Annotated in this window: 22 protein-coding genes and 1 tRNA gene; 16 read left to right on the top strand and 7 right to left on the bottom strand. The window is 59.6% G+C overall.

What is annotated here, in order from left to right; genetic code table 11:
- The first annotated feature begins 37 nt into the window (after positions 1 to 37).
- Positions 38 to 757: a 7-cyano-7-deazaguanine synthase QueC gene (gene queC / locus PMI16_RS11225; RefSeq protein ID WP_007879536.1), complete on the top strand. Its 720-nt coding sequence runs from the start codon at positions 38 to 40 to the stop codon at positions 755 to 757.
- A gap of 86 nt (positions 758 to 843) precedes the next feature.
- Here the strand turns inward: queC and PMI16_RS11220 are convergent, their stop codons facing one another.
- Positions 844 to 3,255, bottom strand: a complete 2,412-nt coding sequence (locus tag PMI16_RS11220) for a penicillin-binding protein 1A (RefSeq protein WP_007879535.1) — start codon at positions 3,253 to 3,255, stop codon at positions 844 to 846.
- Positions 3,256 to 3,592: 337 nt separating this feature from the next.
- On the opposite strand from PMI16_RS11220, the gene pilM reads away from it, so the two are divergent.
- From pilM to PMI16_RS11175, 9 genes are all read left to right on the top strand, one after another.
- Entirely contained in the window at positions 3,593 to 4,285 is a 693-nt protein-coding gene (pilM, locus tag PMI16_RS11215; protein ID WP_051994630.1) for a type IV pilus biogenesis protein PilM, read from the top strand.
- A complete protein-coding gene (locus tag PMI16_RS11210) occupies positions 4,279 to 4,881 on the top strand; it encodes a PilN domain-containing protein (protein ID WP_007879532.1) in 603 nt (200 codons plus the stop codon). Before pilM ends, PMI16_RS11210 begins: the two co-directional genes overlap by 7 nt.
- The gene (locus tag PMI16_RS11205) at positions 4,878 to 5,477 is read left to right on the top strand and encodes a type 4a pilus biogenesis protein PilO (protein WP_007879529.1); all 600 of its coding nucleotides are present in this window, start codon (positions 4,878 to 4,880) and stop codon (positions 5,475 to 5,477) included. Before PMI16_RS11210 ends, PMI16_RS11205 begins: the two co-directional genes overlap by 4 nt.
- Positions 5,474 to 5,995, top strand: a complete 522-nt coding sequence (locus PMI16_RS25010) for a pilus assembly protein PilP (protein WP_007879528.1) — start codon at positions 5,474 to 5,476, stop codon at positions 5,993 to 5,995. Before PMI16_RS11205 ends, PMI16_RS25010 begins: the two co-directional genes overlap by 4 nt.
- The gene (gene pilQ, locus PMI16_RS11195) at positions 5,992 to 8,160 is read left to right on the top strand and encodes a type IV pilus secretin PilQ (protein ID WP_007879518.1); all 2,169 of its coding nucleotides are present in this window, start codon (positions 5,992 to 5,994) and stop codon (positions 8,158 to 8,160) included. The genes PMI16_RS25010 and pilQ overlap by 4 nt, the downstream gene beginning before the upstream one ends.
- A gap of 160 nt (positions 8,161 to 8,320) precedes the next feature.
- Complete coding sequence (gene aroKB / locus PMI16_RS11190; RefSeq protein ID WP_007879516.1) at positions 8,321 to 10,024, top strand: bifunctional shikimate kinase/3-dehydroquinate synthase AroKB; 1,704 nt, start codon at positions 8,321 to 8,323, stop codon at positions 10,022 to 10,024.
- A 71-nt stretch (positions 10,025 to 10,095) separates the two neighbouring features.
- Entirely contained in the window at positions 10,096 to 11,247 is a 1,152-nt protein-coding gene (locus PMI16_RS11185; protein ID WP_007879515.1) for a deoxyguanosinetriphosphate triphosphohydrolase, read from the top strand.
- Between the two features lie 167 nt (positions 11,248 to 11,414).
- Positions 11,415 to 12,584: an ABC transporter substrate-binding protein gene (locus tag PMI16_RS11180; protein ID WP_007879513.1), complete on the top strand. Its 1,170-nt coding sequence runs from the start codon at positions 11,415 to 11,417 to the stop codon at positions 12,582 to 12,584.
- A 261-nt stretch (positions 12,585 to 12,845) separates the two neighbouring features.
- Positions 12,846 to 13,628 (top strand): DUF5610 domain-containing protein, encoded by a 783-nt coding sequence (locus tag PMI16_RS11175; protein ID WP_007879511.1) that lies wholly within the window; start codon positions 12,846 to 12,848, stop codon positions 13,626 to 13,628.
- Positions 13,629 to 13,778: 150 nt separating this feature from the next.
- On the opposite strand, the gene PMI16_RS11170 is transcribed toward PMI16_RS11175, so the two are convergent.
- The gene (locus PMI16_RS11170; protein WP_007879510.1) at positions 13,779 to 16,130 is read right to left on the bottom strand and encodes a Tex family protein; all 2,352 of its coding nucleotides are present in this window, start codon (positions 16,128 to 16,130) and stop codon (positions 13,779 to 13,781) included.
- A 206-nt stretch (positions 16,131 to 16,336) separates the two neighbouring features.
- Between PMI16_RS11170 and pth the strand changes: the two genes are divergently transcribed.
- Complete coding sequence (gene pth / locus PMI16_RS11165; RefSeq protein WP_007879509.1) at positions 16,337 to 16,918, top strand: aminoacyl-tRNA hydrolase; 582 nt, start codon at positions 16,337 to 16,339, stop codon at positions 16,916 to 16,918.
- Positions 16,919 to 16,994: 76 nt separating this feature from the next.
- Here pth and PMI16_RS11160 read toward each other — a convergent pair whose 3' ends face one another.
- Positions 16,995 to 17,744 carry a DsbC family protein gene (locus tag PMI16_RS11160; protein WP_007879508.1) on the bottom strand — a complete coding sequence of 250 codons (750 nt, stop codon included), beginning with the start codon at positions 17,742 to 17,744 and terminating at the stop codon, positions 16,995 to 16,997.
- Positions 17,745 to 17,838: 94 nt separating this feature from the next.
- A complete protein-coding gene (locus tag PMI16_RS11155; protein WP_007879507.1) occupies positions 17,839 to 19,092 on the bottom strand; it encodes an FAD-dependent monooxygenase in 1,254 nt (417 codons plus the stop codon).
- A 205-nt stretch (positions 19,093 to 19,297) separates the two neighbouring features.
- On the opposite strand from PMI16_RS11155, the gene PMI16_RS11150 reads away from it, so the two are divergent.
- Positions 19,298 to 19,373: transfer RNA gene (locus PMI16_RS11150), tRNA-Phe, on the top strand.
- 236 nt (positions 19,374 to 19,609) lie between these two features.
- Complete coding sequence (locus PMI16_RS11145) at positions 19,610 to 20,128, top strand: cupin domain-containing protein (RefSeq protein ID WP_007879506.1); 519 nt, start codon at positions 19,610 to 19,612, stop codon at positions 20,126 to 20,128.
- A gap of 213 nt (positions 20,129 to 20,341) precedes the next feature.
- On the opposite strand, the gene PMI16_RS11140 is transcribed toward PMI16_RS11145, so the two are convergent.
- Positions 20,342 to 20,644 carry a putative quinol monooxygenase gene (locus PMI16_RS11140; RefSeq protein WP_034380007.1) on the bottom strand — a complete coding sequence of 101 codons (303 nt, stop codon included), beginning with the start codon at positions 20,642 to 20,644 and terminating at the stop codon, positions 20,342 to 20,344.
- Between the two features lie 99 nt (positions 20,645 to 20,743).
- On the opposite strand from PMI16_RS11140, the gene PMI16_RS11135 reads away from it, so the two are divergent.
- From PMI16_RS11135 to PMI16_RS26295, 3 genes are all read left to right on the top strand, one after another.
- Complete coding sequence (locus PMI16_RS11135) at positions 20,744 to 21,706, top strand: GlxA family transcriptional regulator (protein WP_007879505.1); 963 nt, start codon at positions 20,744 to 20,746, stop codon at positions 21,704 to 21,706.
- A 189-nt stretch (positions 21,707 to 21,895) separates the two neighbouring features.
- Positions 21,896 to 22,129, top strand: coding sequence for a hypothetical protein (locus PMI16_RS11130; protein ID WP_007879503.1), 234 nt, complete (start codon positions 21,896 to 21,898; stop codon positions 22,127 to 22,129).
- 457 nt (positions 22,130 to 22,586) lie between these two features.
- On the top strand, positions 22,587 to 22,742 hold the full coding sequence (locus PMI16_RS26295) for a hypothetical protein (protein WP_007879501.1): 156 nt from the start codon (positions 22,587 to 22,589) through the stop codon (positions 22,740 to 22,742).
- 86 nt (positions 22,743 to 22,828) lie between these two features.
- On the opposite strand, the gene otnI is transcribed toward PMI16_RS26295, so the two are convergent.
- Positions 22,829 to 23,635 (bottom strand): 2-oxo-tetronate isomerase, encoded by an 807-nt coding sequence (gene otnI / locus PMI16_RS11125; protein WP_007879500.1) that lies wholly within the window; start codon positions 23,633 to 23,635, stop codon positions 22,829 to 22,831.
- 67 nt (positions 23,636 to 23,702) lie between these two features.
- A complete protein-coding gene (locus tag PMI16_RS11120) occupies positions 23,703 to 25,034 on the bottom strand; it encodes an MFS transporter (protein WP_007879499.1) in 1,332 nt (443 codons plus the stop codon).
- Positions 25,035 to 25,092: the final 58 nt, after the last annotated feature.

Below are 25,092 nucleotides of genomic sequence, written 5' to 3'. Positions count from 1 at the left end.
AGACAACATCAACACAATGACCGTCGGAAACAAGAACATGACAACTCCCCGCCCTTCTCTGTCTCATCGCGCGCTGGTGCTTTTCAGCGGCGGCCAGGATTCCACGACTTGCCTGGCGTGGGCGCTGTCGCGTTATGAGAAGGTCGAGACCATCGGCTTCGACTACGGCCAGCGTCACGCCATCGAACTGAAGGTGCGGCCGACGCTGCTGGAAAAGATGCGCGGCTTTTCAGCCGAATGGCACAGGAAACTTGGCGAAGACCACATGATCGATCTGTCGCTGATCGGCAATATTTCCGACACGGCGCTGACGCGCGACGTCGCCATCTCGATGCAGGAAAACGGCTTGCCCAACACCTTCGTGCCGGGACGCAACCTGCTGTTCATGACGGTGGCGGCAACCGTGGCCTATCGCCGCGGCCTGGACGTGCTGGTCGGCGGCATGTGCGAAACCGATTTCTCCGGCTATCCGGATTGCCGCGACGATACGATGAAGGCGCTGCAAGTCGCGCTCAATCTCGGCATGGCGACGCACCTCAAGGTGGAAACGCCGCTGATGTGGATCGACAAGGCCGCCACCTGGCGCCTGGCAAATGACCTGGGCGGACAGGCGCTGGTCGACCTGATTCGTTCAGACACCCACACCTGCTATCTCGGCGAGCGCGGCGCGCTGCATGACTGGGGCTACGGCTGCGGCAGCTGCCCCGCCTGCGAACTGCGCGCACGCGGTTATCAGCAGTACGTGCAAACGGCATAAACTTTTCTTGCAGGCATAAAAAACGGCAGGACCGGGAATCACCCGCCTGCCATTTTGTATTTTTTCCTTACCGTCCCGATGCGACGTCAGAACAACTCGTTCTTCATCTGGTTCTTGGCCTTTTCTTCTTCCGGCGACGCCGTCGTTCCGTGGTCGCCCATGCCCAGATCGCGCACGCTGGCGTTAGGCGGATATTCCGAATAATAGTATTCGCCGCCCGACTCGATCAGGCCGCCCGGGACCGTGCGGTCGACCATCGGCGCATCCTTGAGCGCCTTCTGCATGTAGCTGATCCAGATCGGCAAGGCCAGACCGCCGCCGGTTTCGCGGTCGCCCAGGCTCTTCGGCTGGTCGTACCCCATCCACGCAATCCCGACCAGATTCGGCTGATAGCCGGCGAACCAGGCGTCCATCGAATCGTTGGTGGTGCCGGTCTTGCCCGCCAGGTCGGTGCGCTTGAGCGACAAGGCCTTGACCGCGGTGCCGTGGCGCACGACGTCGCGCAGCATGCTGTCCATCACGAAGGCGTTGCGCGCATCGATGACGCGGTTGGCTTCGTCGCCGGACTTGACCGGCTGCGCTTCGGACAGCGTGTTGCCGTTATTGTCGGTGATCTTGGAAATCAGATAGGGATTGATCTTGTAACCGCCGTTGGCGAACACCGAATAGGCACCCACCATCTGCAACGGCGTCACCGCACCCGCGCCCAGCGCCAGCGTCAGGTAAGGCGGGTTCTTGTCGGCGTCGAAACCGAAGCGCGTGATGTACTCCTGCGCGTACTTGACGCCGACGCGTTCAAGAATGCGGATCGACACCAGGTTGATCGATTTCTGCAACGCACGGCGCATCGAGATCGGACCTTCGAACTTGCCGCCGTAGTTCTTCGGCTGCCACACCTGGCCGCCGGTCTGCGTGAAGGTCAGCGGCGCATCGTTGATGATGGTGGCCGGCGACAAGCCTTTTTCCAGCGACGAGGAATAGATGAACGGCTTGAACGACGAACCCGGCTGGCGCCATGCCTGGATCACGTGGTTGAACTTGTTGCGGTTGAAGTCGAAGCCGCCGACCAGCGCGCGGATCGCGCCGTCGTTCGGATTGACCGAGACGAAAGCCGATTCGACTTCCGGCATTTGCGTGACGATCCAGTTCTTGCCGTCCTGGAACACGCGAATGATGGCGCCTCGCTTGATTTTCTTTTGCGGCGGCGCTTTTTCGCTCAACAGGTTGCCGGCGAAGCCGAGGCCGGAACCGGAAATCTTGATCTCGTCGCCGGTCGCCAGCACGGCGGTGATTTCCTTGGTGGTCGCTTCCAGCACCACGGCGGCGACCAGGTCGTCGCTGTCGGGGTGGTCGGCCAGCTCGGACTCGATGGCGTCCTCGGCCTCTTCCTTGGAAGTGGTCGGAATCTCCATGTAACCTTCCGGACCGCGGTAACCGTGGCGACGTTCATAGTCGATGATGCCACGGCGCAGCGCCAGGTAGGCGGCATCCTGGTCTGCTTTGGTGATGGTGGTAAAGACGTTCAGGCCGCGCGTGTAAGTGTCGTCCTTGAATTGCGCGTAGACCAGCTGGCGCGCCATTTCCGACACGTACTCGGCATGCACGCCGAAGGCCGAGCTGTCGCTCTTGACCTGCAGCTCTTCATCCTTGGCCTTGGCGTATTGCTGGTCGGTGATGTAACCGAGCTGGCGCATGCGCAGCAAGATGTATTGCTGGCGCGCGTGGGCGCGCTTGGGATTGACCACCGGATTGTAGGCCGACGGCGCTTTCGGCAAACCGGCCAGCATGGCGGCTTCGGCGATGGTCAATTCCTTGAGCGACTTGCCGAAATAGATCTGCGCCGCCGACGAGAAGCCGTAAGCGCGCTGACCGAGGTAAATCTGGTTCATGTAGACCTCAAGGATCTGGTCCTTGGTCAGGTTGCGCTCGATCTTCCAGGCCAGCGGAATTTCGTAGAGGAATTTGCGCGACGCTTTTTGCAGGAAGGTCGGTTCGTTGCTGGTCAGGAAGAAGTTGCGCGCCACCTGTTGCGTGATCGTACTGGCGCCGCCGCCGCCGCCCGACAAATTGGCGAAGCTGGCGCGCACGATGCCCTGATAGTCGACGCCGCCGTGCTCGTAGAAACGATCGTCCTCGATCGCCAGCACGGCCTTTTTCATGATCTCCGGAATATCTTTGATATGCACGAGGTTGCGACGCTCTTCGCCGAACTCGCCGATCAGCACGCCGTCGGCGGAAAACACGCGCAGCGGAATCTTGGGACGATAGTCGGTCAGCGAATCGAGGTCCGGCAGCTTCGGATACGCCAGCGTCACCACAAACCCCAGCACCAGCACCGCCATGAGCACCAGCGCTGCCAGCACGCCCACCGTCCCCAGCAGAATGCGGATGACCGGATGCAAGCGTTTCTTGGGGGTCGCGACAGGAGTTGGTGCAGGGCTAGGCGCGGCAGCCGGAGCTGGAGTTGGCGCTTTGCCGTTGTTTTCTGGGGTGGTCATGCGTTGAGACTGGGGTTGAGAAAGACAATCCTCGCATTATAACGACTTGCAAGGAGGGGAAATTCGGCAATTGACGGAATCCGTAACCGCCCGGACCGGCGCACTATGCGCTTGCCGGGACGGCGGCGAAGCGGAATCGGTGTTCTGAGAGCATTTCCGACAATAAGTTTCTCTTTTGTCCAGAGAAACGATTTTTATTGTCCAACGGAAAATTTCTTTACAGACAACAAATCTTGTTGCTAGGATGCCGCAAGTTGCAAAAACGACAATTATTCGTATCGGTCCGCTTGCACCGCTACATCCGTCGATAAAACTCCCGTCCGCCCGGAAAACCATCGTGATCGATCTCGCGCGCCTCTTTTCATCTCGGAACACTGCATTCGTCGGCATGGACATCGGCCGCCATGCCGTGCGCATGGTCGAGCTGTCTCGCGGCAAGGCCGGCGCATTCGTGCTGGAAGGGTATGGCAGCGAAGCGCTTGCCGACGGCGCCGTCGGCGAAGACGGCATCGACGATCTTGAACATGTCATGGCCGCCGCGCGCCGACTGTGGGAACGATCGGACTTCCAGGCGCGCAATGCCGCCATCGGCATCCCCGCAGGCGCGGTTGTCGTCCACACTTTTCGCACCAACCGGATCCATGCGGAGAGCGAACTCGAAACGCTGGCAAGAGAACACATCGCGCCTTTGCTGGATTATCGCGCCGCCGACGCATGCATCGATTTTTGCATCGTCGGTCCGGCCTCACTCCCTGCTGGTCAAGCCGATGTGCTGGTAGCCGCGGCACGCAGGGAAAGCGTCGAAGACCGCCTCGCCGTCGCCGAATTTCTCGATCTGCACGCCATCGTTGCCGACGCCGAAAATTACGCCGCACAGGCCGCATTGCTGCGTGCCGGCGCCGGCGGTGCTGCCGCCCCGTTTGCCGGCATGGTCCTTGCCGCCGATATCGATGCAGAACGATTGCGCGCGGAAGCGCCGGCTTACCTGGTCGCTTGCGGGCTGGCGCTGAGGGGCTTCGACCGATGGTGAAACTCAATTTCCTGCCGCATCGCGTGTCCGAAGAAAAGAAACGGCAACAGCAGTTTTGCCGGATGCTGGGCGGCGCCATGGCGGCCGGTGCCATCAGCGTGTCGCTCGCCGACGTGCTGCTTGAGCGGCAGATCGCGCAACAGACGGCGCTGGTCCGATTGCTGCAAGACGAACACGGCAAGCTCGATGCGCAGCTGCGCAAGGAGAATGAACTGCAGACGCACATCGCCGAACTGACGCAACGACAGCAGCGCATCGCCGCATTGCGCCGACAGCAAAACGAGACGACGCAACTCCTCCAGACGCTGGCAAACCAGACGCCGTCTAACGTGCACTTGCGGACCTTGAAACAGCAAGCCGCGCACATCACGCTCACCGGAAGCGCAGCAACGCCCGCCGACATCCTGCAACTGCTCGCGAATTTGCACGGCAGCGAGGGCGTGCTCAGTCATGCGCGACTGCAGGAAACGCACACCGCGCAGCCGCCATCGGGCAGCGACGGCCGGGATGGCGCCGGCCATGATTTTGTCATCGTCACGGACACCACGCCTGCCGCGCGAACATCGCCCGCACTCAATAGCAAGGCCATGCAATGAACCGCCGGCAACCCGGAAACTGGCCGCCATTCCAGCAAGCGCTGATCGGCCTTGCCGCATTTTCGCTGGTCGTGCTGCTGGGCTGGCAAAGTTATCTGCAACCGGCAAGAACGCGTTTAAAGAACCGCGAACAGGAAGAACGCGTATTGAAAAATACCTACGAAACGAAAATGAAAACGGCGACCGACCTGCCGTTGCTGCAGAACCGGCAGCGACAAGCCGCCGATGCACTGCACGTGGAGCAGCGTCATCTGGCCTCGTCCGGAGATGGCAACGCCGCGCTGCAAGACATCGCCGCAGCGGCGCAAACGCATGGCCTGGCATTCGAATCCGCCAGGCCCGGACAGACGGACGCCACGGCCGACTATATGGTCCGTACGGTCGGCATTCGACTCCGCGGACGCTATCACGACGTGGGGCGTTTCGCCGCAAGCATGGCAGGCATGCCGCACATTGTCGTATTGAGCGATCTGCAATTGTCCGCGCATGACGACGGCACCGTCGCCATGGACGCCGTCGCGCTGAGCTACCACCATCCCCATACGGAAAGCCCTTCCGCCGAAAGCCGTGAAGCAACGGAAAGGAACATGCAATGACGCCGGGATTTCGCCTCGGCCCGATGCTCCTGCCTCTCGTCGTCGCCCTCACCGCTTGCGAAGAACGCGAAACGCCGGCGCAGCTGCAGGCGTGGGTCAACATGGTGCGCAACAACACGACGGCGACGCAACCGCAATTCGTCGCCGCACCGGCATTCATTCCCTTGTCGTATGACGCGGAAACCGGCAGCGCGCCTTTCGGTCGTCCGCAAAACGCCGGATCCGACCTGCCCCGCGCACGACCGCCGCAACGCGGCAAGGCTCAGCCGCTCGAAGATTTTCCACTGGAATCGATACAAATGGTCGGTACGATTTCGCAAGAGGGGCGACGCTATGCCTTGCTGCAAGCGGACAGAATTGTGTACCAGGCCAAACCCGGAGATTACGCAGGAAAGAACTTCGGCGTGATCCGGCACATTGCCGACGATGAAATCGAGCTGGAAGAACTGCTCCCCGCCGCAGAAGGCGGCTGGACGATTCGTCAGGCGAAGCTGGCGCTGCGAGGAGAAAAGAAATGAACATCCGCCGCGGCTTGCCGCCCGCCATCTTTGCGCTTGCTGTGCCGACCGTGCTTGCTGCGCTGCTGGCCTGCGCCATGATGCCCGGCACGGCGAAAGCGCAAGCACGGCATGCGCCAAACGCCATTCTCTCCATCGACGCCACAGAGACGCACGACCATGCCGAGGTGCGCATCAAACTGCGCGAGGCGCCGGCCTCGACGCCGCCGCACTTTGCCATCGTCAATCCGGCGCGCATTGCGATCGATCTTGCAGAGACGGACAACGCGACGGGCCATCATAGCCGGACCCTGAGCCTGCACGCCCTGCGCTCATACACGATCGCGCGCTCCGACGAGCGCAGCCGCATCGTCTTCAATCTGGCAAAGACGATGCCGTACCACGTCAGCGTGGAAGGCGATGTCCTGCTGCTGCGCATGAATGCGCCCTTGTCGTCGCAGGCAAAGCCGAACCTGCCGCCAACGCCGGACCAGAATCTTCCGACGGTGAAGAACATCGATTTCCGGCGCGGCCCGCAAGGAGAAGGCCGCATCATCGTTGACTTGCCCGATGCCTCCACCATGCTCAATGTGCGCCGGCAAGGCAAGCAACTGGTCGCGGAGCTGAACAATACCGGCCTGCCGGAATCCCTGCGGCGCAACCTCGATGTCGGCGATTTCGGCACGCCGGTGCAGGCCATTCGCAGCATGCAGGAAGGATCCGGCGTGCGCATGCTGATCGACGCGGCAGGCCCCTGGGAATACAACGCTTATCAAAAGGATGCGCAACTGGTCATTGACCTGCATGCGCCGGCCGGCAGCGGAAAACGTCCGCAGCAACAGTATCGCGGCGACAAACTGTCGCTGCATTTCCAGAACGTCGAGGTGCGCGCCATCTTGCAGGTCATCGCGGATTTCACCGGCCTCAACATCATCACCAGCGACAGCGTCGGCGGCGCGCTGACCTTGCGGCTCAAGGACGTTCCCTGGGACCAGGCGCTCGATATCGTATTGCAGGCACGCGGACTGGACATGCGTCGCAACGGCGGCGTGATCTGGATTGCGCCGCACGACGAGTTGCTGTCCAAGGAAAGGCGGGAGCTGGAACAGCGCGCACAAATCGCCGAACTGGAACCGCTGCACGCGGAAGTGTTCCAGCTCAATTACCAGAAGGCCGAGGCGTTTCGCAAAGTCTTCGGCATCAGCGACGACAACGGAAGCGGAAGCGGCAACGGCGGCGGTTACGGCAACAGTTACAGCAACGACAACCCGGGCGGAGGACGACGCAACAGCATCCTCTCGCGCCGCGGCAGCGCGATGGTGGATCAACGCACCAACCAGTTGTTCGTCACCGACACGCCGACCGTGCTCGACAACATCCGCAAACTGCTGGAAAAGGTCGATATCGCATCGCGCCAGGTGCTGATCGAAGCGCGCATCGTCGAAGCCGACGATTCCTTCAGTCGCAATCTCGGCGTGCGGCTGGGCTTCTCGGCCAGGACCGGCGATCTCGCCGTGGGCAATACCTACGACAGCGTCGGCGAGCTGGCCGGCCTTGCGCCCAGGGCGCCGGGGTCGTATGCGAACACGCAGGCCGTCAATCTGCCGGCGCACGCCATCGGCGGCGCCCATGCGAGCAACTTTGCGCTGAGTCTCTTCAATGCCGCCGCCAATCGTTTCCTCACTCTGGAACTCTCCGCGCTGGAAGCCGACGGCAAGGGCAAGATCGTATCCAGTCCGCGCGTCGTGACCGCCGACCAGCAAGCTGCGCTGATCGAACAAGGCGAAGAAATCCCCTACCAGCAAGCCACCAGCAGCGGCGCCACTGCGACGGCGTTCAAGAAGGCCAATCTCAAACTGGAGGTCACGCCGCAGATCACGCCGGACGGCAACGTCATCCTCAGCGTCGACATCAACAAGGACAGCCGCGGCACCGCCACGCCGGGCGGCCTGGCCATCAACACCAAACACGTCAAGACGCTGGTGCAGGTGGAAAACGGCGGCACCGTCGTCATCGGCGGCATCTATACCCAGACCGAATCGACCTCCGTCTCCAAAGTGCCCTTGCTGGGGGACATACCGGTGCTCGGCAATCTGTTCAAAAATACCGCCAGAATCGACAACAAGACCGAATTACTGATCTTCCTGACGCCCAAAATCGTCGCCGACCGCAATTTCCTGCGCTGAAGCGGCCCGAAAGCCGGGTTTTTACCGATATTTCCCCGACAACAGGGGCAACAAACGGTAAAATCGCCTGTTGCGGCAGGTCGCTGCGAACGGGCCAAAAATCAGCACACATGCCCGCCGGCGATCCGCTATCCGGACAATCCCGTAGTGAAAACCAGATATGAGCGGAAGCATCTTTCTTGTCGGCCTGATGGGTGCCGGCAAGACCACCATAGGGCGTGCCCTGGCGAAAAAACTGAACAAGCGCTTCGTCGACTCCGATCACGAGATCGAGTCGCGCACCGGCGCATCCATTCCCGTGATTTTTGAAATCGAAGGCGAGGAAAGTTTTCGCAAGCGCGAAGCCGACGTCATCCGCGAACTGAGCGCGCAACAGGACATCGTCCTGGCCACGGGCGGCGGCGCCATCCTGCGCGCCGAAACGCGCGCCTACCTCAAACAGCGCGGCACCGTGATTTATCTGCGTGCAGGCATCAACCAGATCCTGCAACGCACCGGACGCGACAAGAATCGCCCGCTGCTGCAGACCGCCGATCCGCGCCGCAAGCTCGAAGAATTGTCGCGCCAGCGCGATCCCTACTACCGTGAAGTCGCCGATTTCATCATCGAAACCGGCCGCCCGAACGTCCAGTTTCTGGTGCAATCCATCCTGAGCCAGCTCGAACTGGCGCCCAAGCAGACCGCCGTGATGTCGCCGGCCGAAGTTGCCGCCTCGACAGCTGTCTCGACACCGATCAACACCACACCAGCCGAACCCGCCATGACCGCCTCCACTCACGCCACCATCGCCCTGCAAGTCGACCTGGGAGAGCGCAGCTATCCGATCACCATCGGCCACGGCCTGTTGTCGAACCCTGAACTGCTGACGCGCCATGTCGCCGGCAAGCGCGCCGCCATCGTCACCAACGACAAGGTCGGCCCGCTCTATCTGGCACAGGTGCAGAAACTGCTGGAAGACGCCGGCAAGCAAGTCACCGCCATCGTGCTGCCGGACGGCGAAGAAGAAAAAACCTGGAACAGCCTGATGAAGGTGTTCGACGTCCTGCTCGCGGAAAAATGCGACCGCAAGACCACCATGATCGCGCTGGGCGGCGGCGTCATCGGCGACCTGACCGGCTTTGCGGCGGCATCGTACATGCGCGGCGTGCCCTTCGTGCAGATTCCGACCACGCTGCTGTCGCAGGTCGACTCGTCGGTCGGCGGCAAGACCGGCATCAACCATCCGCTCGGCAAGAACATGATCGGCGCCTTCTACCAGCCGCAAGCCGTGATCGCCGACACCGCGACGCTGCACACGCTGCCGGCGCGCGAATTGTCGGCCGGCCTGGCCGAAGTCATCAAGCACGGCGCCATCATCGATGCGCCGTTCTTCGACTGGATCGAAGCCAATATCGGCAAGCTCGTCGCCAAGGACAATGCCGCGCTGGCGTATTCGATCCAGCGCTCCTGCGAAATCAAGGCGGAGGTGGTGCGCCAGGACGAGCGCGAAGGCGGCCTGCGCGCCATCCTGAATTTCGGCCATACCTTCGGCCACGCCATCGAATCCGGCCTCGGCTACGGCGAATGGCTGCACGGCGAAGCCGTCGGCTGCGGCATGGTGATGGCCGCCGATCTGTCGCAGCGCCTGGGCTTCATCGACACCGCCGCCAGGGATCGCCTGACCGCGCTGGTCAAGGCTGCCGGCCTGCCGGTGGTCGCGCCGAACCTCGGCACGCAACGCTGGCTGGAACTGATGGAAGTCGACAAGAAAAACGAAGGCGGCCAGATCAAGTTCATCCTGGTCAAGCCGCTGGGACAACCGCTGATCACCACGGTACCGCAAGACATCCTGCTGCAGACCCTGGCGGCATGTACGGAAAGCTGATATCACCGCCTCCGTCCCGCTGCTCCTGTTTTGCGCTGCATTGAAGAACCTTCATGAAATGAGTTCCTGACATGACCCAAGACGCGCCGCTCCAACTCGCCCCCTATGCCGCACACGCAGCGAACTCGGCAGGGCGGCGCTTTCCGGAGCCGGCGCCCGGTTCACGCACCGAATTCCAGCGCGACCGCGACCGCATCGTCCACTCGACCGCTTTCCGCCGCCTCGAATACAAGACCCAGGTGTTCGTCAATCACGAAGGCGACCTGTTCCGCACGCGCCTGACCCACAGCATCGAAGTCGCCCAGATCGCCCGCTCCTGCGCGCGCAACCTGCGCCTGAACGAAGACCTGGTGGAAGCCATTTCGCTGGCCCACGATCTCGGCCACACGCCCTTCGGCCATGCCGGCCAGGACGAACTCAACAGCTGCATGAAGGACTTCGGCGGCTTCGAACACAACCTCCAGAGTCTGCGCGTGGTGGACGACCTGGAGCAGCATTACGGCGCGTTTGACGGTCTCAACCTGACCTTCGAAACGCGTGAAGGCATCCTCAAGCATTGCTCGCTGCCCAACGCGCGGCAACTCGGCGCAATCGGCCAGCGCTTCATCGACAAGAAGCAGCCGGGACTGGAAGCGCAACTGGCCAATCTGGCCGACGAAATCGCCTACAACAATCACGATATCGACGACGGCCTGCGTTCCGGCCTGCTGACGCTGGCGCAATTGGGCGAGGTCGATTTCTTCGCGCGCCATCAGCGCGAAGCCGAATTGGCTTATCCCGGCATCACCGGCCGCCGCGCCATCAACGAAACCGTGCGCCGCATGATCAACACGCTGATCGTCGACCTGATCCGCAGCTCGCAGGCCAACATCGCCGCCATCGATCCGAAGAGCATCGACGACGTGCGCAATGCGCCACCGCTGATTGCCTTCTCCGAGCCGATGCAACAAGAAGCGGCGATTCTCAAGCGTTTCCTGCGCCAGAACCTGTATCGCCACTACCAGGTCAATCGCATGACCAGCAAAGCCCGCCGCATCATCGCCGAGCTGTTCGCCGCCTTCAATGCCCAGCCCAACCTGCTGCCGCCCGACTATCAGGTCGGCGGCGCGGACGACGATGCGCGTCGTCGCCAGGCACGCCAGGTGGCCGACTACATTGCCGGCATGACGGACCGCTACGCCATGCGCGAACATCGTCGCTTGTTCATGGTGGAAGAACTTTAAAAAAATCCCGCAGTAAGTTTCAAAGCCGACTGAAATTTATTTCTTCTTTCGATGAATTCCAAGTCCGCCCATTGCACTTCCCTTTGTCGTTGCTACCCTTGACAAGGTGGCTGCCGGCGCAAGTGCGCCGCATCCACGGCACATGAACGACATGCAAAGGTGGGCACATGAAAAGCTTCGTTCAACCATGGAGATCGCATATCGTCGGCATCCTGCTCTTCGCCTGCATCGCGGGAGATAGCCATGGCGCCGCCGACAGCAACGCCGAGCTGCCGGATATTCTCGAACCGGGCGACATCGTTCTCGGCCAGTCGGCCGACCTCAGCGGCCAGTATGCGAACATCAGCCGTCAGTTCCTTGCCGGTGCAAATGTCTATTTCGCCCAGCTCAATGCCCAGGGCGGCGTTCGCGGACGCAATATCAAACTGGTCAGCCTCGACGATAAAGGCGACCCCGAGCTCGCCGTCCGGAACACCTATCAGTTTCTGCGCGCGGACAAGGTAGTGGCGCTGTTCGGCTATGCAAGCGCGCTGACCAGCAGCGCGGTGTTGCCCATCGTCAATCAGAAGAATATCCCGTTCTTTGCGCCGATCACGGGATCCCGGATTGTCTATTCCCCGTTCAACCGCTATGTCTTCACGATCCGCGCCAGCTATCTGGATGAATACAAATACCTGTTTTCGCATTTTTCGCAAATCGGGCTGAAACGCCTTGCGATCTTCAATGATGCCGCGGGGCTGCCCTACACGGCAGTGATGCAGGCCATGATCGCCCACGCCAAAGCGGAATTGGTGGCATCCGAAAGCGGCCTGGGCAGGGATGTCGACAAGATTGCCGATAATCTGCTGCAAGCGCGGCCGGACGTCATCATGTTCATGAGCATCTCGCAGCAAGTCAATGGCGATCTGATCAAGACCCTGCGCCTCAAAGGCTATCTCGGCTATTTCTATTGCGCCTCGCTGGTATGCAGCCCGTTGCTCACGGACGATTTGCAGGACGCCGCCAGCGGCATGATTATTTCGCAAGTCGTCCCCTTCCCGTGGCGCGCCTCCTCGCCGATCGTGCACGCATATCAACAGGCCATGCTCAAGGCCCGCATCCGGAAATTCAGTTATCTCGGTTTGGAGGGATTCATCGCCGCCAAGGTTCTCGCCGAAGGACTCAATCGCGCCGGGACGAACATGACACGCGAGAAACTGATTTCCGCACTGGAAGGCATCAATCAAAAAAATTACAAGATCGGCGGCTTCCGGATCAATTTTTCAACATCGAATCATCATGGTTCGACCTATGTCGACACGACAACCATCGATAAGCGCGGAACTATCGTGCATTAGATAATTGCGCCCATGACTGTCATGGGGAAACGATCGTTTGCAGGGCCTGGACAACGGAGAAGATCGTTTCGAAAGATGATTTCCACAGAGAAATATTTACGCAACTCCAGCGAAAACGATACGTATTGTCTCGTTTTTGTCAGCAAATTCCGACATCCTTAGTTGCCTTTCTGACCTTCAGATTCCTTTTCAGATGCCGTAAGTTGAGGATGGACTGCCTTTCCCCCTTCTTTTTGTGCGGTCCTTGTACAGGAGACTGCCATGGCAATCAGCACCACCGACCTCAATACCTTAAGCACCATCCCGCAGACCAACACCTTGCCTGCCAATACGGACAACACCGATGCGGCGACCGGCACCGGCACGACCACCAGCGCCAACGGCGCCGGTCAAACCAAGTTGACGCCCGAGATTGTGAAACAGCAATTCAATGCATCGATTCTGCAAGCCTCGCTCGAAGTATCGATCAGCTCGCAAAACGATCCGCTGGCGCTGGTTTACAAATCCGCGATTGAAAATATCAACCAGATCCTCAAGCCCCAGCTGGGCGACAATGCGATCCAGAACGCAGCGTCTCAGGACAACAGCCCTGAAGCGACTGCAGGACGCATTCTGTCGTTCATCAAGAGCGCGTTTCAGATGTTCAGCCTCGGCAGCAGCACGCAGAGCTCGGGAGGCGCGAATAACACTGACGGCACGGATAGCGCCGATGGCACGAACGGCAATGCCGGCACCGATCAGAACGCCGCCTTCGACAACTTCATGAGCTTGATCCAAAAGGGTGTCGACCAGGGTTTCAGCGAAGCACGCGGCATCCTGTCGGGCCTCAACGTGCTCAATGGCGATATCGCCAGCAACATCGATAAGACTTACGAGATCCTCAAAAAAGGCATCGCCGATTTCATCGCCTCCATCAAGAATCCGACAAGCGACGATGGTTCGACGCCGGCGACAGGTGACGGCAGCAGCTCCAGCTCCTCGTCCACATCCGTGTCGATTTCCATCTCGGTCACTTCCATCCAGACCGAAGTCACCAACTATTGAGCCGACGTTCCGCCGCGATTCCTGTTCTGCAAGACAGGAATCGCAAGAGCCGAAGCAATTTTGCAGACGTAAAAAAAGACGCGGCATGCCGCGTCTTTTTCTTTGTCAGATCGTTCTGCGTCTCATGCGAAGACGCAGAACGTCTCCGGCTTAACCCTTCAGCTTGGCGAAGGCCGCCGCCATCGCGCTGTTCACAGGCGCCTGCTGACGCGCCTGCTGTCCCTGGTGTTGCGACAGGCGACGCGCGTCGTTGCGATCGCCACGCTGTTCCGGCTTGCTGCCCGCCACCGGCGCACTGTCGGACAGGCGCATGGTCAGCGCGATGCGCTTGCGCTTCTCGTCGACTTCCAGCACCTTCACCTTGACCACCTGGCCGGCCTTGACGACGGTGTGCGGATCCTTGACGAAGGTATTCGACAGCGCCGAGATATGCACCAGGCCGTCCTGATGCACGCCGATGTCGACGAAGGCGCCGAAGGCCGCCACGTTGGTGACCACGCCTTCGAGGATCATGTCCGGACGCAGGTCGCGGATTTCTTCCACGCCTTCCTTGAAGGTTGCGGTGGTGAATTCGGGACGCGGATCACGGCCCGGCTTTTCCAGTTCCTTCAGGATGTCGGTCACGGTCGGCACGCCGAATTTTTCGTCGGCATACTTGGACGGGCTGAGCGACTTCAGCAATGCCGCTTCGCCGAGCACGCCTTTGACGTCCTTGTTGATGTCGGCCAGGATCTTTTGCACCAGCGGATACGATTCCGGGTGGACTGCCGATGCGTCGAGCGGATTGTCGCCGTTCATCACGCGCAGGAAACCCGCGGCTTGTTCAAATGTCTTGTCGCCGAGGCGCGGCACGTCGCGCAACGCCGCGCGCGAGACAAACATGCCCTTCATATCGCGGTAGGACACGATGCTTTGCGCCACCGCCGCGTTCAAACCGGACACGCGCGCCAGCAGCGGTGCCGAGGCGGTATTGACGTCCACGCCGACGGCGTTCACGCAATCCTCAACGACGGCGTCCAGCGAACGCGCCAGTTGCGACTGGCCGACGTCGTGCTGATACTGGCCGACGCCGATCGATTTCGGATCGATCTTGACCAGCTCCGCCAGCGGATCTTGCAGACGGCGCGCAATCGACACCGCGCCGCGGATCGACACGTCCAGGTCGGGCAATTCTTTCGAGGCGAATTCCGACGCCGAGTACACCGACGCGCCGGCTTCCGACACGACGATCTTGGTCAGCTTCAGTTCGGGACGCATCTTGATCAGGTCTTGCGCCAGCTTGTCGGTTTCGCGCGAGGCGGTACCGTTGCCGATCGAGATCAGCGACACGTTGTGCTTCTCGGCCAGCTTGGCCAGCGTGTGCAGCGAGCCTTCCCAGTCATTGCGCGGCTGGTGCGGGAAGATAGCGGTCGTGTCGACCACCTTGCCGGTGGCGTCGACCACCGCTACCTTGACGCCGGTGCGCAGTCCGGGATCAAGGCCCATGGTCGCGCGCGGACCGGCAGGCGCGGCCAGCAGCAGGTCTTTCAGGTTGCGGGCGAAGACGTTGATCGCTTCCGCTTCGCTGCGCTCACGCAGGCCGGTCATCAGTTCGGTTTCCAGATGCATGAAGACCTTCACGCGCCATGCCCAGCGTACGGTATCGGCCAGCCACTTGTCGGCCGGACGGCCCTTGTTGCTGACGCCAAAGCGCGCGGCGATGCGGCCTTCGCATGGGTTATGCGGCGCGTCCCACTTCGGTTTTTCTTCTTCCGTATCCAGACGCAAGGTCACGGTCAGCATCTCTTCGCGGCGGCCGCGGAACAGCGCCAGCGCGCGGTGCGACGGAATCGTACCGATGGTTTCGGAGTAATCGAAATAATCGGCGAATTTTTCACCGGCGTCCTGCTTGCCTTCGATCACTTTTGATTCGACCACGCCGTGGTCGGTCAGGTATTCGCGCAATGCCTGCAGCAGTTCCGCATCTTCGGAGAAACGCTCCATCAGGATCTGGCGCGCGCCGTCCAGCGCCGCCTTGGCGTCGGCGACGCCGGGGTTGTCGCCGTTGTCGGTGGTGAAGGCCGGCTTGAGGTACTTGGCGGCTTCTTCTTCCGGATTCAGCATCGGGTCGTTCATGAGCGCGTCGGCCAGTTCGGTCAGACCGGCTTCCGCCGCGATCTGGGCCTTGGTGCGGCGCTTCGGCTTGTACGGCAGGTACAAGTCTTCGAGGCGGGTCTTGTCTTCGGCGTGGACGATGGAGTCGAGCAGCTCCGGCGTCATCTTGCCCTGCTCTTCGATCGACGCGATGATGGCGGCGCGGCGGCCTTCCAGCTCGCGCAGATAGCGCAGACGCTCTTCCAGCAAGCGCAATTGCGTGTCGTCCAGACCGCCGGTGGCTTCCTTGCGGTAACGCGCGATAAACGGCACGGTGGCGCCTTCGTCGAGTAAGGCGACCGCGGCGGCAACCTGCGCCGGCTTGGCGACGAGTTCAAGAGCTAAACGTTGTTCGATGGAAGGCAACATGACAATGAAATCCGGGAATTGAAAAACAAGCGTTGGATGATACGCAATTCAACCGCATGCGCCAATCTTGACAGGACTTATTTCTTGCCGAATAGATGAAATAAATCGCTTGCATGCGGGTTTACGCCGATAAATTCACCGGAATTGGACGAGGCGATTCGATATCCGCGATAATCGTCGCTTTCATTGTTAACTTTTTATCCAGTATGTCTATCCGTCTCATCGTCGGCCTCGGCAATCCCGGCCCGGAATACGAGCAAACCCGGCACAATGCCGGCTTCTGGCTGGTAGACAACCTCGCCGGCAGCACCCGCCTGGCACGCGAGACGCGCTTCAACGCGCTGGCCGCAAAAACATTCATCAGCGGCAAGGAGGTCTGGCTGCTGGAACCGCAGACCTTCATGAACCGCTCCGGGCAGTCGGTCGGCGCATTGGCGCGCTTCTACAAGATCGCGCCGGAAGAAGTGCTGGTGGTGCATGACGAACTGGATATTCCGCCCGGCAGCGCCAAGATCAAGAAAGGCGGCTCCTCAGGCGGCCACAACGGCCTCAAGGACATCACCGCCGCGCTCGGCACACAGGACTACTGGCGCCTGCGCATCGGCATCGGTCACCCGCGCAGCATGGGCCTGCAGCAACCGGTTGCCGACTTCGTGCTGCATCGTCCGCGCAAGGAAGAACAGGCACTGATCAACGAGGCCATCGAGAAGAGTCTCGATGCGATTCCGCTGCTGTGCGAAGGCAAGTTCGAAGCAGGCATGATGCAGCTGCATACGGCGGCGAAATAAATCTGCCGTCGCACAAACCGCGCGCCCAAATAAAAACGCCGGCAGCATGCCGGCGTTTTCAACTCTTCCGGGCAACTTACTTCAGCGTCGAGAACTTTTGTTCCAGCGTCTTGGCGTCGATGGCGCCGGGAATACGCGAGCCATCCGCAAAAATGATGGTCGGCGTGCCGGTCACCTTCATCTTCTGGCCCAGCGCCAACACTTGCTCATGCGGCGCATTGCACGATGCCGGCGCGGCCGATGCTTCCTTGCCGTTCATCATCCAGTCGCTCCAGGCCTTGCTCGGGTTGGCGGCGCACCAGATATTGCGCGACTTCTCGATCGAATCCTGCGCCAGGATGTTGTACTGGAAAGTGTAGACGGTCACGTTGTCGACTTCCTGCAAAGTCTTCTGGAAGCGCTTGCAATAGCCGCAGTTCGGATCTTCAAACACGGCGATGAAACGCTTGCCGTTGCCCTTGACGGTCTTGATCGCCAGATCCAGCGGCAGGTCGGAGAACTTGACCTTGTTGATCGCCTGGATCTTTTCCTTGGTGAAATCGCGATAGGTTTGCGAATCGACCACGCGGCCGATGAACAGGTATTGCGCCTTGGCATCCGTATAAATCACGTCGCCGTCGACCTGCACTTCATACAGGCCGGAGTATGGCGTCCTGGTCACGGCGTCGACCTTGGCGCCTTCGCCGAGACGCGGTTCGATCAGTTTCTTGATGGTGGCTTCGGTGGTATCGGCAGCGCATGCCGAACCGCCGACACAGGCCAGCAACAAACCGGCAACAGCCACGACTGCGGAGAATGCGGCAGGAAGTGCAAAAATCTTTTTCATGTTTATTCCAATGGAAGGACAGTCTTCGGAGTCGGTTCGAGATAGCTCACTGACCGATTCGCGCAAATTCTGCCCACACTATAAGGTAAATTTTCTAAACTCGTTTGCCGAGCGCGTGGGCCATCAAACGCCGCTTTAAGACAGGCAGATGGTTCACCAGGTTCAATCCCAGATTGCGCACCACGCGCAAAGGCTCGATGTTGGTCTCAAACAGCCGGGCAAGACCATCGGTCGCCAGTTGCATGAGCAACACTTCTTCCTTGCGCGCGCGGGCATAACGGCCCAGCACGCGCGCATCGCCGCAATCGCGTTGCGGTTCGCGCGCGGCGATCACGTTGAGCAACGCGGCGACGTCGGCAAAACCGAGGTTCATGCCATGTCCGGCCAGCGGATGAATCACGTGCGCCGCATCGCCGATGAGTGCAACGCGCGCCGCCGTCATGGCATGCGGCTTCACCAGCGTCAGCGGAAAATCGCGCACCAGTTCCGGCTCCAGCGGCGTCAGGGCGCCCAGCGCATGGCTCGCATATTTGGCCAGATGCTGCGCCAGCTGCGCGGCGGATTGACGCAGCAAGGTTTCCGCCAGCGCATCCGGCGCCGACCACACCAGCGACACGCGCCGGCCCGGTAACGGCAACAACGCCACGATGCCTTCCGCAGCGGTGAACCATTGATGCGCCACGCCCTGATGCGCCTTCTCGCAGGCAAAATTGGTCACGATGGCGCGCTGGCCGTAGGCGCGATAGTCGAGTCCGATATCGCATTGTCCACGCACCCACGACTGGCCGCCGTCGGCGCCGACCAGCAGAGATGCTTTCAGCACGTCGCCGTTGTCCAGCTGCAGATCGACGCCCTGTGTGTCCGTGCGCAGCGACACGGCGCGACCGTTGGTCACGCGCACGTTGGGAGAAAATTTCAGCGCCGCGTCGAGCGCGCCATTCAGATTGCGATCCTCGACGATCCAGGCCAGCGCATCGACATGCGCCGAGTAGGCATCGAAGGCCAGCTTGCCCGGATAATTTTCGGCGTCGCCGAATACTTCCATGCCATCGACGGCAGCCACGCGCGCCGCATCGATCGCGTCCCAGACCTTGATGGAAGACAGCAGGTCGCGCGCGATCTGATTGACTGCATAGACGCGCACGTCCCAGCTTGCCGGTTCGGCATTTGCAGCCGGCGACGGCGATGGCGGCGGCGCCAGCAAATTGACGCGCAGGCCGGCTTGCGCCAGGGCCAACGCGGCGGTCTTGCCGATCGCGCCGTTGCCGACGATGCAAATATCGCCGGACTGCGCATCCGTCGCCTTGCGCGCAGCGGCCGCAGAAGAATTTAATGTATGACCATTCATGGGGAAGCATTATAAACGGCTTCGCGGCAGCGCCTTCCTTGATCTCCATCGCAAGAAACACCGGAAACGCGGCATCAATAAAGGGGCCGCCAACAGGCAACGAACAAGAAACAACGAAGAAACAAATGGGCCGAACAAACTTTTTATAAAAAAAGTGGGAGCACCCTTTGCATTCTAAAATTATCTTGCTATAATTCGGCCTCTTGGCCTGGTAGCTCAGTCGGTAGAGCAGAGGATTGAAAATCCTTGTGTCGGTGGTTCGATTCCGCCCCGGGCCACCAAGAATACAAAAGCTTAGCTTCGGCTGGGCTTTTTTTTCGTTCTGCAATTCTTGCCCGCGCCCTACAAAAACAAAAAAATGCGGCATATCGCATTGCTGTTCGATGCGCACGAACTTGTAGCCGATGCCATGGAAATCCATTGTTAACAGGCTCTGGCGCCGCCTCGCAGAAAATCCGCATACGACAAATCCGCTTTCCGCTATGCTCTTGGCATCCCGCTCATTTTCCTGTCTATCATGCCTATCCACACATCAGACAAAAACGACCTGATCGCACGCCTCCATCTGCAACCGCATCCCGAAGGCGGTTTTTTCCGCGAGACTTATCGTTCGAACGCAAACGTGTTCCGCCAAGAGGCCAAAAATATCGATCAGGCACGCAGCGCGTCAACCGCAATCTATTACCTGCTTTGCGACGGCGCGCATTCGTCCTGGCATCGGATCAGATCGGATGAGGTCTGGCATTTTTATGCCGGCACGCCGCTGGATGTCCATGTGCTTGGCGACGATGGCTCCCTCACCACACTGCGCCTGGGCAATGCCATCGAACATCCGGATGCGGTATTTCAGGCGGTCGTTCCCGCGGGCTTGTGGTTTGCGGCCGAATGCGTGGATCCTGCGGGATTTGCGCTGACCGGATGCACGGTCGCGCCGGGATTTGAATTCAGCGAATTTGAACTGGCCGATGTCGATGTTCTGCTGGCGGCCTATCCCCGCCATCGTGAACATATCCTGCGTCTGGCGAGCAAGCCATAGCACTGCGCGCGCCATGCCCGTCCAGCAGCTCACCGCAACGGGGCCAGATTCAGCATGCGCATCAGAACGCCTGCATCGTCCATGAGCGCCGCCTCTTGCCGAAAACCTGGTCCATCGGCGTAATAGAGTACGGTTCAAACTCGTCAGTCGGATAGACGCTGGATACGGGGCGGGGAGGCTGGAAACCCCGTATCCGGTTCTTGTTCGCGAAAATCAGACGCTTAGCTTGGCGGCCAATACATCGACTCTTTCGATACGTGGCGGTTCAGTCAAAAGATCGGCAGCTTTTGCCATGAGCGCTGCCGCAATCGGCCCTGCAAGATGGGCATCCCGCCCCGCCTGATCGGCAAATGCATCGAAAATGCCGAACTCGGATGGACTTAATTTAAACGCGAACCAAACAACTGTTCCTGCCTCTTGATTGGCAAGCGGCAAAGCGCTTTTCAAGAACGCTTCAACTTCCGCTTCTTTACCTGGCTTGGCTTTTACTCGGACGAGCAGTGCGACGTTGACCATGATCATATTCCCTTACACGTTGTGAATGAGAGCAAATTGTAGGAGCCGCCTTAAAAAATCAATAGTGGCAGAAATGCCATTAATGATACTATTTCAGCCATGCTCATTTATATACTTGCTCTTAACGGCGTGTTCGATACGGGCCTGTCTTCGCTGATGGACGTGATTGGCACGGCAAACGAATTAGTTCAACAGGAGCAAATCTCCGTGCAATTCGATGTCCGCTTGGTCGGCGTGCGGCGCAAGGTTCAGACAGCACAAGGACTGACGGTGCCGGTGTTGTCGGCAGTCACCTTGCCGTGCCCCGATGTGGTGCTGGTGCCGGCATTGGGAGCGAAGATGCCGCTGTCGTTAACTGCGGCGTTGGCACGGCGAGAGGTAAAAGATGCCGGAACCTGGATCAAGAAATGGACGCAAGAAGGTGCCGTGGTGGGGGCGGCCTGCACGGCGACCTTCGTTTTGGCAGAGACGGGCCTGCTCGATGGCCAAACCGCGACCACATCCTGGTGGCTGTCATCTTTATTTCGACAGCGTTATCCGCGAGTCGCCATCGATGAAAGCAGAATGTTGGTCAATTCATCTTGCTTCACCACTGCAGGTGCAGCGCTGGCACACCTTGATTTGGGATTGAGCATCGTGCGTAGCCAAAGTCCCGGGCTAGCTGCATTATGCGCGCGCTATCTGCTCATTGAATCGCGTGCCTCGCAAGCCGTTTTCGTCATTCCTGATCACGTCGCGCACACGGATCCCATCGTGGAACGATTTGAACAGTGGGCAAGGAAGCATCTGGCACAAGGTTTTTCCATGAACGCAGCCATTACGACAATCGGCACTAGCGAGCGCACGCTGGTACGTCGCATGCAAACCATATTGGGAAAATCACCATTGGCATATTTTCAGGATTTGCGCGTGGAGCGGGCTGTGCATCTGTTGCAGACCAGCGATGAAAGTGTCGAACGGATTGCCAGCCTGGTAGGGTATGAAGATGGCACCACTTTGCGTACTTTATTACGTCGCAAGTTGGGTAAAGGCGTACGCGAATTGCGTGATCGCGGCTCTTGACCATGGCCCCCAGGGGCGTAAGCGTCTTCTGGCTCAACGCATATAGGCAAAAAAGAAACCGAATGTCTTCTGACGGCGGCGCGTTGTCCGATCAGCATCATCTGTCAATCCCGATCTCTGGAACCATTCATCAGCGCCAATCCACTTACTGACCCGAGCATGAAGTTATTTAAATCCAAGGAGAGTACGATGGGTATCAGTTTTGGCGATTTTATGAATACGGTGCATACACTCAAAGATGAGGGAGCTTCGGATGACGATATCAAGAGTTTATTCAAGGAAGCTAAAAAGGACGGGGTTGACCCCGGAGACATCGCGTCTGCCGTAAAAAACGGCGCGTCGCTGGACGATGTAAAAAATTCCCTGCATCAAAAAGAGCATAAGGCAAAGGAGAAATCCTTATCGGATATTTCAGAAGGATGATGTTCTGGAAGAATGTACAAACGGCACATCCGATACGCGTGGAGCATAACGTCATCCGTTTGCACCACGCGCCGGCAGTCTGCCGGCATCGTTGATTGGCATGCGAGACGTCGTGCGAGGTCGACATGCCTCCACTTCGCTGTTCGCGTTTTTTGTACCGACAAAATCAAGTTGTACCCGAAGGCAGCATGACTTGCGTAATGCTGTTTTTTCGCTTTTGCGATTTCTGCATGCCATCTCCCCCATTGCATCGATCTGACAAACCACATGCCCGACGTTTGCGCTCTTGATCAATGTAAAAATCTCGCCCCTCCCGGCAGGTTTTTCCAATCCGGAGTAAAATCACTACCAGTCTGTGAACTGTTGTCCCTGGTTAATGCTTTTACTTGATTTTCATTAACTCCCCCGCAGGACGGCTCCGCGACTTCGAGCAACCATCATCACGCAGTAACACAACATGAACATCCCCGAGCAAGGCCAGCTGGTCTGCGGCCCTTGTGGCCTCAAGAGCGGCTACAAGATTCCCGCAAGCGCCATCTGGCACTACGCTACCTGCATCAAGTGCCACACCAAACACAGCGTCACCACACAGATCAGGCCGGAAGATCAGTAAAGGACGCGCAACAATGAAAAAAGCGGAACGCCCCTCACAGGTCGTTCCGCTTTTTTGTTCCGCTTTTTCGTTCAGAATCGGCCGGATCAGCGCGGCTTGAGTTCGGTCAGTCCCTGCTCCGCCAGTGCCTTGAGCCAGCCCAGTCCGTCCGAGGTCGCTGCCGCAGGCACGTACTCGCAACCGATCCATCCCTTGTAGCCGAGCGCATCGATCAGTTTGAGCAGATACGGATAGTTCAGCTCGCCGATATCTGGCTCATGGCGTTCCGGCACGCCGGCGATCTGGATGTGGCCGACGCCGGCCATGTCGCGCTTGAGCTTGACGGCGACGTCGCCCTCGACGATCTGGCAGTGGTAGCAATCGAACTGCACCTTGAGATTCTCCGCGCCGATTTCTGCGCAGATGGCTTGCGCGTCGTCCTGGCGATTGAGGAAGAAGCCGGGGATGTTGCGCGTATTGATCGGCTCGATCACCACCGTCACGCCGGCCAGGTCGGCGTGATGCGCGGCGTACGACAGGTTGTCCATGTAGACGGCGCGATGTTTGGCGCGATCCTGCTCGGGGCGAATCAAACCCGCCATCACGTGCAGCGTCTTGTTGCCGATGACTGCGGTGTATTTCAGCGCGGTGTCGATGCTGCGCTTGAATTCGTCTTCGCGTCCCGGCAGGGAAGCGATGCCGCGCTCGCCCGCGGCCCAGTCGCCCGGCGGCGCGTTGAACAAGGCTTGCGTCAGGCCGTGCGCATCGAGACGCGATTTGATTTCTTTCGGCTGATAATCATAGGGAAACAAAAACTCAACGCCGCTGAAACCATCTTTGGCGGCAGCGGCGAAGCGATCGAGGAAAGCATGTTCGTTGTACATCATGCTCAGGTTGGCGGCGAAGCGCAGCATCGTGATCTCCTTGGGATGGAGGCGCGCACCTTGTTCGAATGCGCGCCTGTAAGCTTACTCGTAATGGTTATTTATTCACCAGTTTAGGCGAAGTCTTCAACACGGCGGCAGAACCGACCACCAGCATGACCGCCAGCATGTACATGCCGGTCGCGCCATTGTGCGTCAGATCCTTCAGATAACCGATCAGGTACGGGCTGACGAAACCTGCCAGGTTGCCGACCGAATTGATGGCGGCGATACCGACCGCGGCAGCGGCGCCAGACAGGAAGGAAGTCGGCAGCGACCAGAACAGCGGTGCGCAGGTCAGCACGCCGGCGGCGGCCAGCGACAGCGATGCAATCGAAATTGCGGTGTTGTCGGCAAACAGGGCGGCGCCGACAAAACCGACCGCGCCCATCATGGCCGGCACGATCAAGTGCCAGCGGCGTTCACGGCGCGCATCGGCGCTGCGGCCGATCAGGTTCATCGCGACGATGGCGCAACCGAAAGGAATCGCGCTCAGCAGACCGATGTGCAGGTTGCCGGTCACGCCGGTCGCCTTCACCAGGGTCGGCATCCACAGCGTCAGGCCATATTGCCCCATGACGAAACAGAAATAGATCAGGCACATCAGCCACACGCGCTTGTCGCCGACGATGTCCGCGAACGAGTGCACGCTTTCCTTGCCCTGCTGGTCGGCGGTGATTTCGTCCGCCAGCAATTTCTTTTCATCGTCGCTCAGCCACTTTGCCTTGACGATGCCGTTGTCCAGATAGGCCAGCGTCGCCAGACCGATCAGCACGGCAGGAATCGCTTCGATGACGAACATCCATTGCCAGCCGTGCATGCCGGTGGTGCCGTGGAAGGCGTCCATGATCCAGCCCGACAGCGGATTGCCGAGAATGCCGGCAACCGGAATGCCCGACATGAACACGGCGATCACCTTGGCGCGGCGATGCGATGGATACCAGTAAGTCAGGTACAGGATGATGCCGGGATAGAAGCCGGCTTCAGCCAGGCCGAGCAGGAAGCGCAGCACATAGAATTGCATCGGCGTTTCGACGTACATGAAGGCTGCCGACAGGATGCCCCAGGTAATCATGATGCGGGCGATCCAGACGCGCGCGCCGACCTTGTGCATCAGGATGTTGCTCGGCACTTCAAACAGGAAGTAGCCGATGAAGAACACGCCGGCGCCGAGGCCGAACACGGTTTCGCTGAAGCCGAGGTCGACCGACATCTGCAGCTTGGCAAAGCCGACGTTCACGCGATCCAAATACGCGATGACGTAGCACAGCATAAGGAAAGGCATGATGCGCCAGAATACTTTGGCGTAGACGCGGTTCTTTTCTTGTTCGTTGGCGCTGGAGCCAAGGTTGAGCTTAGATTCGGCTCCGAGTGTGGTTGATGCAGTCATGCTACGACAATCTCCTGTTGGTATAAGGCCGCTCCCACGGCCGTTGGTTTATGGTGCT

Origin of the sequence: Herbaspirillum sp. CF444 (assembly GCF_000282135.1) — a bacterium.
GTDB lineage: Bacteria > Pseudomonadota > Gammaproteobacteria > Burkholderiales > Burkholderiaceae_D > Herbaspirillum.
The sequence above is the reverse complement of the archived record's forward strand: the minus strand, read 5'-3'. Positions and strand labels throughout refer to the sequence as shown.

What these genes read in the sequence shown, in the direction of transcription:
- PMI16_RS11130 (WP_007879503.1), top strand. Translation starts at nt 21,896, where the DNA reads ATGGGTATCAGTTTTGGCGATTTTATGAATACGGTGCATACACTCAAA.
- queC (WP_007879536.1), top strand. Translation starts at nt 38, where the DNA reads ATGACAACTCCCCGCCCTTCTCTGTCTCATCGCGCGCTGGTGCTTTTC.
- PMI16_RS11145 (WP_007879506.1), top strand. Translation starts at nt 19,610, where the DNA reads ATGCCTATCCACACATCAGACAAAAACGACCTGATCGCACGCCTCCAT.
- PMI16_RS11135 (WP_007879505.1), top strand. Translation starts at nt 20,744, where the DNA reads ATGCTCATTTATATACTTGCTCTTAACGGCGTGTTCGATACGGGCCTG.
- PMI16_RS11185 (WP_007879515.1), top strand. Translation starts at nt 10,096, where the DNA reads ATGACCCAAGACGCGCCGCTCCAACTCGCCCCCTATGCCGCACACGCA.
- PMI16_RS11175 (WP_007879511.1), top strand. Translation starts at nt 12,846, where the DNA reads ATGGCAATCAGCACCACCGACCTCAATACCTTAAGCACCATCCCGCAG.
- PMI16_RS11160 (WP_007879508.1), bottom strand. Translation starts at nt 17,744, where the DNA reads ATGAAAAAGATTTTTGCACTTCCTGCCGCATTCTCCGCAGTCGTGGCT.
- PMI16_RS11220 (WP_007879535.1), bottom strand. Translation starts at nt 3,255, where the DNA reads ATGACCACCCCAGAAAACAACGGCAAAGCGCCAACTCCAGCTCCGGCT.
- aroKB (WP_007879516.1), top strand. Translation starts at nt 8,321, where the DNA reads ATGAGCGGAAGCATCTTTCTTGTCGGCCTGATGGGTGCCGGCAAGACC.
- otnI (WP_007879500.1), bottom strand. Translation starts at nt 23,635, where the DNA reads ATGCTGCGCTTCGCCGCCAACCTGAGCATGATGTACAACGAACATGCT.
- PMI16_RS11140 (WP_034380007.1), bottom strand. Translation starts at nt 20,644, where the DNA reads ATGGTCAACGTCGCACTGCTCGTCCGAGTAAAAGCCAAGCCAGGTAAA.
- pth (WP_007879509.1), top strand. Translation starts at nt 16,337, where the DNA reads ATGTCTATCCGTCTCATCGTCGGCCTCGGCAATCCCGGCCCGGAATAC.
- PMI16_RS25010 (WP_007879528.1), top strand. Translation starts at nt 5,474, where the DNA reads ATGACGCCGGGATTTCGCCTCGGCCCGATGCTCCTGCCTCTCGTCGTC.
- PMI16_RS11205 (WP_007879529.1), top strand. Translation starts at nt 4,878, where the DNA reads ATGAACCGCCGGCAACCCGGAAACTGGCCGCCATTCCAGCAAGCGCTG.
- PMI16_RS11170 (WP_007879510.1), bottom strand. Translation starts at nt 16,130, where the DNA reads ATGTTGCCTTCCATCGAACAACGTTTAGCTCTTGAACTCGTCGCCAAG.
- PMI16_RS11180 (WP_007879513.1), top strand. Translation starts at nt 11,415, where the DNA reads ATGAAAAGCTTCGTTCAACCATGGAGATCGCATATCGTCGGCATCCTG.
- PMI16_RS11210 (WP_007879532.1), top strand. Translation starts at nt 4,279, where the DNA reads ATGGTGAAACTCAATTTCCTGCCGCATCGCGTGTCCGAAGAAAAGAAA.
- PMI16_RS11155 (WP_007879507.1), bottom strand. Translation starts at nt 19,092, where the DNA reads ATGAATGGTCATACATTAAATTCTTCTGCGGCCGCTGCGCGCAAGGCG.
- pilQ (WP_007879518.1), top strand. Translation starts at nt 5,992, where the DNA reads ATGAACATCCGCCGCGGCTTGCCGCCCGCCATCTTTGCGCTTGCTGTG.
- PMI16_RS26295 (WP_007879501.1), top strand. Translation starts at nt 22,587, where the DNA reads ATGAACATCCCCGAGCAAGGCCAGCTGGTCTGCGGCCCTTGTGGCCTC.
- PMI16_RS11120 (WP_007879499.1), bottom strand. Translation starts at nt 25,034, where the DNA reads ATGACTGCATCAACCACACTCGGAGCCGAATCTAAGCTCAACCTTGGC.